Source organism: Pseudoalteromonas sp. MEBiC 03485 (genome assembly GCF_004195145.1).
In the GTDB taxonomy this organism is placed as follows: Bacteria; Pseudomonadota; Gammaproteobacteria; order Enterobacterales; family Alteromonadaceae; genus Pseudoalteromonas; species Pseudoalteromonas apostichopi.
Map to the genome: position 1 here is coordinate 936,126 of NZ_SGBT01000001.1, position 13,080 is coordinate 949,205.

The 13,080-nt window shown below is 42.6% G+C and carries 10 protein-coding genes; 5 read left to right on the plus strand and 5 right to left on the minus strand.

Annotation, left to right across the window (positions count from 1 at the left end; all coding sequences use genetic code 11):
• Nucleotides 1-17: 17 nt before the first annotated feature.
• The 3 genes from EVU92_RS04385 to EVU92_RS04395 form a co-directional block, all read right to left on the minus strand.
• A complete protein-coding gene (locus tag EVU92_RS04385; protein WP_130050159.1) occupies nt 18-3,233 on the minus strand; it encodes a S41 family peptidase in 3,216 nt (1,071 codons plus the stop codon).
• A gap of 157 nt (nt 3,234-3,390) precedes the next feature.
• The gene (locus EVU92_RS04390; protein ID WP_130050160.1) at nt 3,391-4,782 is read right to left on the minus strand and encodes a 5-methyltetrahydrofolate--homocysteine methyltransferase; all 1,392 of its coding nucleotides are present in this window, start codon (nt 4,780-4,782) and stop codon (nt 3,391-3,393) included.
• Nucleotides 4,783-4,810: 28 nt separating this feature from the next.
• Entirely contained in the window at nt 4,811-7,237 is a 2,427-nt protein-coding gene (locus EVU92_RS04395; protein WP_130050161.1) for a TonB-dependent receptor, read from the minus strand.
• 139 nt (nt 7,238-7,376) lie between these two features.
• On the opposite strand from EVU92_RS04395, the gene EVU92_RS04400 reads away from it, so the two are divergent.
• The 3 genes from EVU92_RS04400 to EVU92_RS04410 are packed head-to-tail and all read left to right on the plus strand — an operon-like array spanning nt 7,377 to nt 8,791.
• Nucleotides 7,377-7,880 (plus strand): DUF2796 domain-containing protein, encoded by a 504-nt coding sequence (locus EVU92_RS04400; RefSeq protein ID WP_130050162.1) that lies wholly within the window; start codon nt 7,377-7,379, stop codon nt 7,878-7,880.
• A complete protein-coding gene (locus EVU92_RS04405; RefSeq protein ID WP_130050163.1) occupies nt 7,877-8,344 on the plus strand; it encodes a transcriptional repressor in 468 nt (155 codons plus the stop codon). Before EVU92_RS04400 ends, EVU92_RS04405 begins: the two co-directional genes overlap by 4 nt.
• A gap of 45 nt (nt 8,345-8,389) precedes the next feature.
• The gene (locus EVU92_RS04410; protein WP_130050164.1) at nt 8,390-8,791 is read left to right on the plus strand and encodes a MerC domain-containing protein; all 402 of its coding nucleotides are present in this window, start codon (nt 8,390-8,392) and stop codon (nt 8,789-8,791) included.
• A gap of 60 nt (nt 8,792-8,851) precedes the next feature.
• On the opposite strand, the gene EVU92_RS04415 is transcribed toward EVU92_RS04410, so the two are convergent.
• Nucleotides 8,852-9,097, minus strand: coding sequence for a DUF3297 family protein (locus EVU92_RS04415; RefSeq protein WP_175580416.1), 246 nt, complete (start codon nt 9,095-9,097; stop codon nt 8,852-8,854).
• Nucleotides 9,098-9,182: 85 nt separating this feature from the next.
• On the minus strand, nt 9,183-9,647 hold the full coding sequence (locus EVU92_RS04420; protein WP_130050166.1) for an energy transducer TonB: 465 nt from the start codon (nt 9,645-9,647) through the stop codon (nt 9,183-9,185).
• A 181-nt stretch (nt 9,648-9,828) separates the two neighbouring features.
• On the opposite strand from EVU92_RS04420, the gene EVU92_RS04425 reads away from it, so the two are divergent.
• Together EVU92_RS04425 and EVU92_RS04430 are read left to right on the plus strand one after the other, a co-directional pair.
• A complete protein-coding gene (locus tag EVU92_RS04425; RefSeq protein WP_130050167.1) occupies nt 9,829-11,913 on the plus strand; it encodes a TonB-dependent siderophore receptor in 2,085 nt (694 codons plus the stop codon).
• A complete protein-coding gene (locus tag EVU92_RS04430; RefSeq protein ID WP_130050168.1) occupies nt 11,903-13,048 on the plus strand; it encodes a heparan-alpha-glucosaminide N-acetyltransferase domain-containing protein in 1,146 nt (381 codons plus the stop codon). The genes EVU92_RS04425 and EVU92_RS04430 overlap by 11 nt, the downstream gene beginning before the upstream one ends.
• Nucleotides 13,049-13,080 lie beyond the last annotated feature (32 nt).

Here is a 13,080-nt window from a genome sequence, read left to right on the forward strand (position 1 = left end):
TAACAACCAGTTAAGAATTAAAAGTCAGTCGGTGCTGGTGGCACGGTGAGAGGCTTTTTCGGATTGTCTTTTAGCTCTTTTAAAAGCTCTTCTACGGCACGTTCAATCGATGGATCTTTACCTTGGTAGATTAGCTCTGGGCGGTCAACTACCTTGATATCAGGGGTGACACCTTCGTTTTCGATGATCCAGTTGCCATCGTTATCTAAAATGCGGAATGTTGCCGCGATAACTTGGCCGCCGTCGACAAGACTTGGGTTACCCGAAATACCAATTAAACCACCCCAAGTACGGGTACCAATGAGCTTACCTAACCCAGCTTGACGGAAGTAGTAAGGAATAGCATCACCGCCAGAACTTGAGTAACCATTGATCAGCATGGCTTTTGGACCATCATGAGCAAATTGTGGGGTTTTAGTTGGCTCAACGCCGCGGCGTTTCCAATAGTTAAGCGGTTTACGGGCAAGCCAAGTGATCATGTGTTCAGGAATAAAGCCGCCGCCATTGTATCGGTCATCAATAATCATGGCGTCTTTGGTGGTTTGCGGCATGTAGTTTTTGAACATGGCGCGGTTACCTTCGTAGGCTGTATTTGGTAAGTGAACATATCCAATACGACCATTTGATAGCTTATCAACGTAGGCTGCACGAGAGTTAACCCAGTCTAAATAGCGCAAGCCTTGCTCGCTAGCTACAGGCTTAACGGTAACTTGCCATGCACCTTTGCTGCGCGGTTTACTGTTAAGGACTAGCTCAACTTGCTCACCTTGCGTGTTCTCTAGTAATTCGTAGAAGTTAGCAACGTCTTTTACTGAGCGGCCATTTACGGCAATGATATAGTCGCCGTTATGTGCTTTTACCCCTGTTGTACCAAGTGGTGAACGGAAGTCTTCATGCCAGTTTTCACCTTGGAAAATTTGCTCAATTTTTACGTATCCAGATGGATCGCTGGCAAGTTTTGCACCTAATAAACCATGCTTTTTACGCTCTGCTTTAGGCATATCACCCGACTGCACATAAATGTGGCCTGAGTTAATTTCACCTGCGATTTCACTGAGAATGTAATCTAAGTCACTACGGTGTGAGATAGCATCAGCCATAGGTTGATACTTGGCTAAAATTGCGTCCCAATCTTGGCCGTGATGGTTTTCATCGTAGAACCAATCACGCAATGTACGCCAGCCTTCAACATACATTTGTTGCCATTCAATCTGTGGCTCAATTTTTAAGGTCATCTTACTAAGTTCTAGCTTATTTGCTGCTAGGTCTTGTTTTGCTTTTGGCTCAATTAAGCTGTAATCGTTACCCGCATGCACAAGCAGGTGTTCACCGTTGCTTGAAATAGTGTAGCTGCTTACCCCTTTAGCCACAGTTTCAAGCTCGCTGTCGTGAGCTGTGCCTATTAATTGTAGGCCGCCATTAGCCAGTGTTAGCACGCCATCTTTGACTGCCGTTAAACTGCGATAATCCCCTGCTGGTGCATTTAAAGCGGTTACACGTTGCATAAAGTCGCTGCTTTGCAGGGTATTTTTCGCTTTCTTGTCTTCATTTTTTTGTTTATCGCTGACGATCGCTGTTTCGTCACTTTGTAGCGCGATAAGCGGTTTGATACTGTCATTTACGGCAGCGGCATAAATACGCGTTGCACGATTAAACATGTAGTCAAACTCATAGCTGCTGAAGGCTAAGTTAAAGTCGCGCTCTGAGCTAAAGTAGAGGTATTGGCCATCAGGAGAGAAAGTTGGGTTTTGCTCATTGGTCATTTCATCCGTTAAGCGAGTCACTTTCTTTTTATCAATATTGTAGTGCCACAGTGAGGCATAGCGGTTTTCATTGTTTTTCACAAACACAATGTCTTCGCTATTTGGCGACCAAGTATATTGGCGAATGCCTTCTTCATCGTAGATGCTGGTATCAATCTTGTGTTGTTTACCCGATTTTGCGTCTATCCACCAGAGTGTGTGGTTCTTATCTGCAAATAACAGCTTTGAGCTATCTGGTGACCAAATTGGCGTAAAGCGCCAAATAGTTCCATTGCTGGTTAGCTGCTTTGTGGCATTATTTTTACTGCGATCTTTTAAGTAAATTTCGTATTCGCCACTTTCATCGCTCATATAAGCAATATAACGACCATTTGGCGACCAACTTGCGTCAATTTCGCGGCCTTTTGCTGTGTAAGATAAGTTACGCGTTGGGCCCTGTTTAACTGGTACGCTAAATAGCTCACCGCGGGCAGTAAAGAGCGCACGTTTACCGTCATGAGAAATCGACATTGAGTCGATAAAGTCGCTGACATTTTTTGTGTACGGCATGGCATATTGACGCACACCAGCAATGTTAATGCTCAGCTTAGTGCTTTTTTGAGTTTGTGGGTCAAAGCGATAAAGGTAGCCACCATTTTCATAGACAACAGCATTAGGGCCAGCTGATGGCCACAGTACGTCAAAGTCTTTATGGTTGGTTAGTTTTTTCGGCTCAGCGCCTTTTTGGTATTGATATAGGTTAAGGGTGTAATCACGATCAGATACAAAGTAAATGTTATCGCCAACCCAGGTTGGTTGCTGATCGGTAGCGCGGTTACTGGTTAGCTGCTCTGAGGTATTGCTTTTTAAATCGTAAACCCAGACATCTTGTGCACGACCGCCACGGGTGCGCTTCCAAGTACGAAATTCACGGTCAATTGGCGTGTAAACATATTTACTCCCATCTGGCGAAAGCATACCGCCGCCGGTTTCTGGAATAGCTAGAGGCTGTTCAAGGCCACCGTCAGCAGGCACCATGTATGGACGACCCATACGCTTACCCCACGGTGTGCGATTAGCACGAAATACCACATTTTTGCCATCTGGTGTCCAATCGAGAACACGATAATCAAAACCGCCGCGTGGTGGCATTGGGCCAACATCGTTGTAGTAAGTCAGTTGTTTTAAGCCTGAGCCATCGCTGTTAATGACATAAATTTGGCGGCTGCCATTGTACTCAGCCGCAAAGGCAATGCGTTTACCGTCAGGTGAAAACTTAGGGAAGGTTTCAAAGCCAATATGGTCAGTTAAGCGTTTGCTCTCGCCTGTTTGCGTATTAGCAATGTAAATATCGCCACCGTAAACAAAGGTAACATTTTGATTATGAATATCTGGAAAACGCAGTAAGCGCGTGTCTTTAGTTTCGTAAGCTGATGCCCAAGGTGCCAGTGTCGCAGCCATGGCCAGTGCCAACGTTGTTAGTTTTTTCATGGGATTACATCCTATATTGGGAACTGTTACATCATAACCATTAAGGCTTAAATAGCGATGCAGTTGCGATGAAAGGTCTGTTACAAAATATGAATAAAAAAGGTTGGCAGTAAATGCCAACCTTTGCGAGCTATGTCATACCATAAAACATAACTTCTCAGTGGTCGTGATCATCACTTTCTTCTGCGATACCTAACCAAGTGATGGCGCTTGGTGCAAAGGTCAATTCAAGATCACCTTCAATTTCAAGGTCTTCGATATGTACTTTTAGTACGTGCTGAGCAATCGGGTCAGCAACGTAAGCAAACTCGCTATTTTGTGACACAGTCATGCTAAAGTTCATGCCTTCTGGCATCGCTGTTATGTCTTCTTCAGTAATATCTACTTTACCTGCAAGCTCCCAGTGCATGTGGCCGTCGTGCTCATGGGCTGCAAGCACGTTTAAAAAGCCTAAGCTATCAAGAACCAAAAAGTGCTCACCGCTTCCTGAGAATGAGTAAGAAACAGCGCTTGCGCCTTCATCAAGTTGCCACTCTAGGGCTTCCATTTCAGCTTCGCTCGGATTGATGCTCACAAAAACTGCGGCTCCGCCACCATGACCAGATGCAACACCAATAAAGCTGTTGCTTGATTCATGACCATATAAAGTACCGATTCTTAAATCGCCAACCGCTTCAATATTTGCGATTTTTTCTGCATGGTATTCATCGTCATGCTGGTGTGCTACCAGAACACCGTCGCCACAACCAAATGCTACATAATCATGGTTTTGCGCTGCACCGTGTAAATCAGGGCAGGTAACTTCAATTGTTTGTTCAAGCTCATATTCACCATCATGTAGATGGAAAACACCAATTTGATCCGGCAGGATTTTCGCATTAGAAGTGCTTTCGCTATCAGCGCGTCGCAAGGTTGCAATTAGGTGCTCGCCACGTGGCTCTGCAACACCATGCATATTGATGTCGTACTGAATACCAGTAAGTGCTGTTGTTTCGTTTGCAATGTCGTTATCGGTTAATACTTCTACTGAGGCAACGGTACCTGTATCGGCATTACCATCGTAAAACACGGCCATTTGGCCATCATGTTTAACGATGTGAGTAGGGCGACTGCCGGTTGTTAGCTCATAGTTACTAAATGCTGGGCCTTGTTTATAGTCATGTAAATGGTCGCCATGATTTTCGCGCCATAAACCGCTATCAATAAAGCCTAAGTAATCTTGGCTGCGGTTAGCAATAATTGCATAACGGTAGTTTGGTGAAACATTTAGTGAGCTTGAATCATGGATAAGCGAAAACGTTTCTAGTAATGAGTCGTCATCTAAATCAAAGATATTCGCTTCGTTGCTATTTGCTGCTAAAACCGCTAAACGACCCATTGAGTCAATGGCATAACCGTCATCATGATCGTGATCATGGCCATCACCACTGTCGTCAGGAACCTCGATAGGGTCTTTCTCAACAATATTTGTTTCTGCGTCACCACATGCGGTGATCAGGGTGCTACTAATTGCCAGTGCCAATAGCTTTAATCTAAATAAGTGTGTCATGTAGGTTTCCTTTATTTGTAATTATGTTTTAGAAGTAGCCGCGAACACCAAGCGCAAAACTGCGCCCAGGACGTGGTGCAATATTTTTTAAGAATGAGCTATGAACGCGAGCTTCTGTGTCCGTTAAGTTTGTGCCTTTTAAATACAGCGATAGGTCTTGGTTCAGTACCGATAAGTCATAAGAGATGCTGGCATCAACGAGGGTGTAGCCGTCAGTTGTGGTTTCTTCATGCGCTATGCGGTCTTGTTCTTGGTAGCGTGTAACGTGAATATTTGCCGTTAGATTCTCTGTTTGATAGCTAAACTCGGTACCAAAACGCAGTGGTGGAGTACGCGGTAAATCTCCACCGTCTTTTAGACGAGCACGTACATAATCTGAGAATAAATCGACTTTTAATTCGTCGGTTAGCTGCCAAGCAACTTGCGCTTCAAAACCATGTAAAACAACATCGTCTGTTTTAAATAAATAAACGGGTAGTTCAGATGAATGATCGTGCTCATCTTCGTGGTTATGTTCGTCACCATGGTCGTGGTCATGACCGCTTTCAGCGTAAAAACCTGTGTTGATCTGGTAATAATAGTTATCTACTTGGTTGTAAAATGCATTGAAGATAAAACCAACATCACCCTCGGTTTTACGAAATGTAAGGTCGATATTATTTGCAGTTTCTAAATCAAGAGCTTCTTGTGAAAGCTCAAAATGACCGTCATGAGTATCGAAAAGCGCACCGACTTCATAGGTTGCTGTGCCTATGTGTGGGCCGAAAGATAACAGCTCAGAAGCAGACGGAGCTCGCTCAGAACGCGATACCGATAAACCAAGGTTATAACCCGGAGTAAAGTCCCATACCACCCCTGTTGATAAACTCACCGGTGTGAACTCTTGGGCAACATCAAATACACGTGTGTAGTTTGATTCTTCGTGTTCATGTTCGTGGTCATGGTCGTGCTCATCGCCTTCTTCATCATGAGCATGGGCGTCAATTTCTGGTAACAGCACATTGTTAGCATCAATAGTGACTCGCTCAACACGGCCACCTAATTGCACTAAAAAATCACCAAAATGCTTTTCTTCCATAATTGCAAAGGCAATACTTTCAGTAACAGAAGGGGGGGTGAAGGCTTCAGAGCCTTGTGCTTCAACATCACTTTTTTTGTAATGAAAGCTAACGCCACCATTCCACTCATCAAATTGGCTATGCAGAATGTCAACGCGAAGCTCATTGGTTTCGTTTTTGAAGGTTGTGCCTACTGAACCGTGTTCGATTTCAGCGTGTTCGTAGTCTGTGTGGCCAGCACGTAAGTTAATTTTGCTTAGCCATTCACTGTCGATATTGTATTCACCAAGTAGCTGGATTTTGGTTTGCTCGAGGTCTGCAAAAACGGCTTCTTCTTCGCTGTGCACCTCTTCGTGGTCATGTTCTTCATGCTCTTCTTCACCATGTGTATGGCCAGGAATACCGTATTGGCGGTTAAACTGCTCAACCGCAACGCCAACGTAACCTTGCTCAAATAAGTAGCTAGTGCCTACAGTAAAGCCATCTGAGTCTTCATTACTGTTTTCTACTACGTACTTTGAGCTGCGCTCGGTGTCGTCAATATCGGCAGCTACAGGTACTTCGTAATCGTCTGATTCACGCCAGAATGCATCAGCATAAAAGGCAAACGACTCTGTTCCTGTAGTAGCATTAAACGAAGCAATTTTTTGCTCATCTACAGAGTTATGTTCTAGGTTCCACTCGCCACGTGTAGTGCTGTCAGTTGGCACTCGGCTATCAACCACGTTGACGACACCACCAATTGCGCCGCTGCCATAAAAAAGAGTTGCTGGGCCACGTAAAACTTCAATTTGCTGCGCCGTTGATGCTTCAGATGCAACTGAGTGATCAGGACCAACACGTGACACATCACTCACATCTAGGCCATTTTGCGTTATTAAAACACGTGGGCCGCTTAAACCACGGATCACAGGGGTACTGGCAACCTTGGCATGGAAGTTTGTGTTAACGCCGGGTAGTTTTTCAAGGCTATCACCAAGCGTTGATGCTTGTTGGCGCCTTAATTGCTCGCCAGATAACACACTAACTGGTGAAGCAGATTCCATTGCCGACATATGAATCGGTGTTGCTTCAATATCAATAACTTCAATGGGTGAACGTTTTAGATTAAAAGTTGTAGTGTGGTCTTGGTCATTGGCAAGTGTGATATCTCGGTGCAAGTGAGCGTAACCTGGGGCTGAAATATGCAGCTCTTTTAAGCCGTTATTTAAGCCGCTGATTTCAAACTCACCTTTGTCATTAGTTGTTACTTTTTGATCTGAGCCTTCAAGGTCAACTGTTGCATTAGCAACTGCTTTACCTTGGTTATTTAAAACAACGCCTTTGATTGATTGCGCCAAGACACTGGCTGGTAATAATGCTGCTATGACGACAGCGACTCTTGAGATGTTATTCATTATGCATCACTCTTTGGTATGTTATAATGTATCAATTGTGCTTTAATTGTTATAATGTATCAAGTATGAATCGACGAATGAGTTTTATTCTTTTTTGTAACAGTATGCTTAAAGAGAGGTAAATGGAGTGATTGTGGTTATGAAAGCAGCAAAATTGGTAGTGATATGCTTGATGGTTGGATGTATTTTTTCAGCTCAAGGGCATCAACACCATCATCATTCACATGGTGAGGGAGTGCTTTTTGTGGTTCATGACCAAGGTAAGTGGCAAGTTAAGTTAATTTTGCCGGCTGGAGATATTTTTGGCTTTGAGCATCAGCCTGAAACCGCTGAGCAAAAGCAAATTATCAAACAAACATTAGCCCAGTTAGCAAATTCAGAGCAGTTAGTGACATTTAACGGCGAATGTAAGCTTATTCATGCAAATTTTGAAAACCCATTTGAGCATCACTCTCATCATTCACATCAAGACCTTGAAGTTGAATACTCGTTTAGTTGTGATAAACCGGTCTCTAAAGTCACTGTTACTTTGTTTGCATGGGCTGAAGCGATATCTGTTATTGAAGCGCAGTGGATTACAGAGCAAGCGCAAGGGATAGCCGAGCTTACAGCAACAAAACCTTATATTGAGTGGCCGCTATGAATAAACAGCGATTAACCAGCACACTTAATAAAGCAAAGCAGGTTTGCCTTGAACATGGCAGAAAATTCACCATTCAGCGCAAGCAAATACTGCAAATATTACTAACCACAGACGTACCGCTATCGGCCTACGAGTTGGCCAGTTGTTATAAGCTGCGCACAAGCTCGAGTGTATCTGTCATGTCTGTTTATCGAATCTTGAGCTTTTTAGAATCGGTAAACCTTGTTCGCAGGCTTAATAGTGCTAACAAATATATCGCTTACGGTACCGACAGTGAGGTTTTTAAGCGTGAGATTTCTTTGTTTTTGATTTGCCGTCATTGCCAAAAAGTAGAGACTTTAGCGGTTTCACAGAGTGATGTTGCAAAGCTTTTCCCTCATTTTGATGATGCAGGTTTTACCTCACAAACAAAGCAATTTGAAATGATGGGTGTATGCAATGAGTGCCAAGCAAAAATTGCTTGATGCGTTTTTAATAATTCATGTGTTCAATTTTATAGGAATTATTCAGTGAAATTACAAGAAAAGATGGACAAATTTGCCATAGGGTTATCAGCTATGTGTGCTATTCACTGCTTAGCTGTGCCTGTGTTATTGGTTTTATTACCAAGTGCTGCAGCATTGGGTTTAGGTAACGAACAGTTTCATTTTTGGATGTTGGTTGCGGTACTGCCAAGTAGCTTATTAGCACTGTTTTTAGGCTGTAAAAAACATAAGCGTTACCGATTATTGATGCTAGGCGGTGCAGGGCTGGTGTTGTTGTCTGCGGCAGTGCTGCTTGGCGAAAATATTATTGGTGAGGCGGGAGAAAAAATACTTACTTTATTGGGCTCGCTATTTGTCGTCATTGGGCATTGGTTTAACTTTCGCTTGTGCGGAAAAAAACGAGGGAATGAGTGCCTTAGTTCGTAGAGATATAAACTTGTTGGCCAAGCATTGATTGGCCAACAAGCTCATTCAGTAATAACTGAATTACTTGTAGAAGACTTCTACAGACCCTTTTACTTTTAATAGTAAAGGTTGGCCACGGCGATCAAGCGCTTTTGGAGAAGCGACTTTGATCCAGCCTTCGCTGATATTATATTCTTCAACGTCAAAACGCTCTTTGCCGTTAAGTTTTACACCAATTTCATGTTCGAAAACTTCTTCCACATAAAATTTACTACGTGGGTTGATAGAAAGTTGGTTTGGTAATTCTGGTTTTTGTGTATCAGTCATAGTTGCGATCTGCATTGAATAAATTGTGCGCCATTGTAGGCAATAGCTGGCATTGGCTCAAGTATCTGCATGGCAAATATATTGTTTACTCGCAGGCTTGTTCTGAATGTTCGACGCACATGGCAACGGCTTCACTCTTTTTGTCGAAGTCGTGTGTTAAGCAGTAGTCAAAACGCATGGTTAACTCAATCACTTGTTCGCCCTTACGCTCTGGCCAATGCCAGTCTCTCACTATTTGTCTTGCTGCCTTTCTAACATCTTTACTAAAGCGCTTAGGTGCTGAATTTTCTATATTTAGATTTTTCACATCGCCTTGTGGTGTTACCTGAAAGTTGACAATTGCGCAGCCACTGCCTTGTCGATTCAACAGCCCTGTCGGGTATTGTACATGAGACATTGGTGGGAGTCGTTGCCAGCTAGGCTTATCCGTAGTGGTATCGAGTACCTGTGCTTGAATATCAACAAATGGAAATTTACGTGATAAGTCAGGGTTTGCGAATGAGCTGATTGATGCGCATGTAAGCGTTAATGCTAAAAGTGATTTATACATAGTTTTCCTTAACTTGTTTGTTTTTTAGTCATTTATTAATACTAATGATGAACTTGTATTATGTAAACAATAAAAAGATAGTAAAAATTCGGTACTAAATGATTTGTTATACTATATCAGCTTGGTTATTTGTGTTATTTTATAACAAAACGTTTTCCCTTAATCTCTACAATTAGACCTTATGAAGTACTCAACTCTTAGTTTAGCCTTAGCTGCGGCATTTGCAGCAAATACACATGCAGCTGATAACAGCGATATGGAAACGATCACTATCGAGCATAAACAAGCGTTTCGTGGTGATATTCCAACAAAAGATTTACCGCAATCGATCACCACATTAAGTAAAGACATGATGACTGATAACGGTATCACTAAGTTTCGCGATGCACTCGATTTTTCTGCCAGTATTAGTCGTAAAAATAATGGCGGTGCGTTATGGGACAGCTACTCTATTCGTGGCTTGTCGGGTAACGAAAATATGCCATCTGGCTATTTAGTTAACGGCTTTAGTGGTGGTCGCGGTTTTGCAGGTCCGCGTGATGTATCAAATATTGAATATATTGAAGTGTTAAAAGGGCCTGGCTCAGCACTCTATGGTCGCTCAGAGCCGGGTGGTACAATTAACATCATCACTAAAAAACCGCAGTTTTATCAGCAAGGCCAACTTCAAGCCGAATTTGGCAGTGATGACCACAAGCGTATTCAAGGTGATTACACCAATGGTCTGACCGATGATTTAGCATTTAGAATCAACGGTGCATGGCAAGATAGCGACAGCTTTAGAGACTATGTACATCACGACAAATTCGTCATTACGCCTTCTCTTTATTACCAGATTAACGACAAGTCATCGCTTACTTATGAATTTGAATATGTTGACCAACAGCAAATGTATGATCGCGGTATTGTGGTACTTAATGATGATTTTGATACCGTTCCTGAGTCACGCTTTTTAGGTAACCCAAATGATGCGCCAACTAAAGTTCACTCTAGAGGCCATCAGATTAATTATAATTATGATTTTAATAGTCAGTGGTCATTACTAGCAGGGGCTAACTATCGTTCAGCAACCCTGACAGGAGAATCATCTGATGCTGAACTATCGCCATCTCGCCAATCTTTGTTTGATGATGGTAGAACGTTAACTCGTCAACATCGTTACCGTGATTATGAGTCTGAAGATACCTCTGTACGCTTTGAATTAAGTGGTCATTTTGATTTTGCAGGTATTACGAACCATGTACTCGTTGGTGCTGATGCGTATGATTATGAATTACGCACGGGGTTATATCGCTATCGTGGTGGTAATGGTACCTACACTATTGATATCTATGAGCCAGATTACAGCACTGGCAAAGGCCCTGAAATGGGCATGCAATACGAGAATAAAGAAGAGCAAAATGCTTATGGTATCTATTTGCAAGACCAGCTTGATTTAACCGATAACCTAAAAGTGATGCTAGGTCTGCGTTTTGATGAAATTGAGCAAGACATCTTTGAAACTAAGTCAGGTGTTGCTTCTAACAGTAAAGAAAATCGCATTAGCCCACGTTTGGGTGTGGTTTACGCTCTTAATGACGATATTAACTTTTACTCAAGCTACTCAGAAGGCTTTTTACCACTTAGCGGTACCGACGCAGAAGGTAAGCCATTCGGTTTTGAAGAAAGCGACTCGTTTGAAATCGGTGTTAAATTTAGCTATGCCAATATCAGCGGCACGCTTGCTTACTTTGATGCAAACAAGAGCAATATGCTGGTGGCAGACCCAGTCAATGTGGGTTATTCAACGCCAGTAGGTAAAGCAAATAGTACAGGTTTTGAGTTAGATTTAACGGGTTCATTGGGTGACAATACCGAATATAATTTATCGTATGCTTATGTTGATGCCGAGACAGCAACAGACAGTTTAAATGTTGACTGGTTAGTACCAATTCCGAAAGGCAGCCCACTTGTTAACGTACCAAAAAATAACCTTTCAATTGGTTTAAACCATGACTTAAGTGTATTTGAACAAGAAATAAAGATTGGTGGCCATTACCAATATGTGTCTGACCGTTTAGGCGACCCTGCTGATTTGACTTTTCGTCTGCCGAGCTATCAAACCGTTGGTTTATTTGCTAAATGGCGAGCGACTGAACGTACAACGGTATCATTAAATGTTGATAATGTGTTTGATGAAAAGTACATCGCAAGCTCATACAATGCATTGTGGGCCTACCCGGGCGCTCCTACGCAATTTAAACTTGGCGTGAGTTATGACTTCTGAGCACGTTAAAAGCCGTATTCACAGTATCGACATCATGCGTGGTGTCGTTATTTTGCTGATGTTACTTGATCATGTGCGAGAGCGCTTTTTCTTGCACATGCAGGTGGCTGACCCTATGGTGGTTGATACGACATCGCCGGGGCTTTTTTGGAGTCGCTTTGCTGCACACTTTTGTGCGCCGACCTTTATCTTTTTAACCGGTTTATCGGCGTGGCTTTATAGTCACCCAGCAAGTGGTGTAGCGCGCTCTGCACGAAGTTTTTTAATAAAGCGAGGGCTATTTTTAATCGCGCTAGAAGTAACCCTCATTTGTTTTTCGTGGATGGGTTACTACCACACCATTTGGCTACAAGTGATGTGGGCGATTGGCCTTTGTATGCTGGTGTTAGCATTATTGATTAAGCTGCCACGTAATCTATTGCTGGTACTTGGCTTAGTTATTGTATTTGGTCATAACTTACTGACCCCAATCAGCTTTACTCCTGATGAGTTTGGATATTCGCTATGGACGATTTTGCATGACCGAGGCTATCTATCTCAAGGTGGTTTAATCGACGTAAAAATTAGCTACCCAGTGCTGCCTTGGATTGGCGTTATTTTATTGGGTTACTGTGCGGGTCCTTTATATGCGCACACTCAAACGGCGGATTCGCGTAAACGAGCATTGCTGCTGTTAGCGCTGTTATGTGTGGGATTATTTGCTGTGCTGCGTGGTTTTAATATTTATGGTGAAACCCTGCCTTGGCAAATATTTAGCACCACAACAGAAACTATGATGTCGGTGTTTAACGTGACTAAGTACCCTCCATCACTAAGCTTCTTGCTTATCACTTTAGCAGGCATGTTTGTTGGTTTATGGTTCTTTGAAAGGCCGCTTAATCGCTTTACCAATGCACTACGTGTATATGGATCTGTGCCTATGTTCTTTTATATTTTACACCTCTATGTGCTTTTAATTATGTATCAAATTGGTATGTTGATATGGGGTGCAAATCAAGGACAGTATTTGGGAGTAAGTGATATATCCGGTATTTGGTTTATTACTTTACTGTTGGCAATAGGGCTTTATTGGCCAACCAAGAAGTTTAGTGAATATAAACGTAAGGCTAATAAGCCTTGGTTAAAGTATTTATAACTAACAATAAATAGACAGCTAGCTCTCCTAGT